We start from the raw sequence: 829 nt of genomic DNA, 5'->3' as shown, positions 1-829 counted from the left end.
TTTAGAAGATAAGCAATTAAAGCCCACAACAAGGGATATTCAACCCCCAGAATAAGCAACCAGATATAGATTAACCCACCCGTTCCCAGGCTCACTACAACCTTGATACTCATATAACGATTAACATTCTCTAAAAATAATTCAATATGCTCCATCAAGGTACTGTCTTCGCCGAAAGCCTTATGAAGTTTTGCCGGCAATGAAACACCTTCAAAAAGCATAAAAATCACTGTTAACACAATCAGAAAGGAGTTCGATAAAACGCCACCCAGGTTCCCCAGAGTGCTTACCGCCAACTTAAAAATCGTTGACGGGTCAAACAATTGCATTAACTTTTCCTTTGGAATATCCAAGCCCCAGGAATTTAAGCCACTGATTAGTTCGCCCATCAATGCTTGCAGGCGTATCTGGTACTGGGGTAGGTCATTTGAGAACGCAGTGAGTGAAGTGGTAATAATAGAGATAATCACCAACTGCACCAGGCTGATAAAAATAACCACCAGTATCAAGGACAGCCAGGCAGGCAAGCCTTTCCGTTGCATAAAGAGAAAGGGAGGCGCACAAATGATGGCAAAAAAACCGGAGAGTAGAAACGTCACCATCAATGACTCAGCAGCGCGTATACCTGCAACCACAATAACAAATGCCGCCAAAACAAACAGCGTACGTGCTGCCGATGAAAACCCAGAGATCTGAGCATTGCCAACTCCTTTAGCAGGATGTTCCCACGAGATCTAATTGTTAATTAGCAGGGCAAATCGCGATACCGTGATTGTGAATTTCGACCAAGCTACTATGCAGGCTCTTCACCGCCAAGTCATAGTCGTCT

1 protein-coding gene is annotated in these 829 nt (G+C 43.9%); it reads right to left on the bottom strand.

Annotated elements, in window-relative coordinates; translation table 11 throughout:
• The coding region (locus A3761_RS08355; RefSeq protein WP_156491747.1) for an AI-2E family transporter at positions 1 to 653 on the bottom strand (653 nt) is incomplete at its 3' end.
• Between the last annotated feature and the right edge of the window lie 176 nt (positions 654 to 829).

Source organism: Oleiphilus sp. HI0123, from assembly GCF_001635315.1.
Note: the sequence above shows the minus strand (reverse complement) of the source record. Positions and strands in the feature narration are given on the sequence as shown.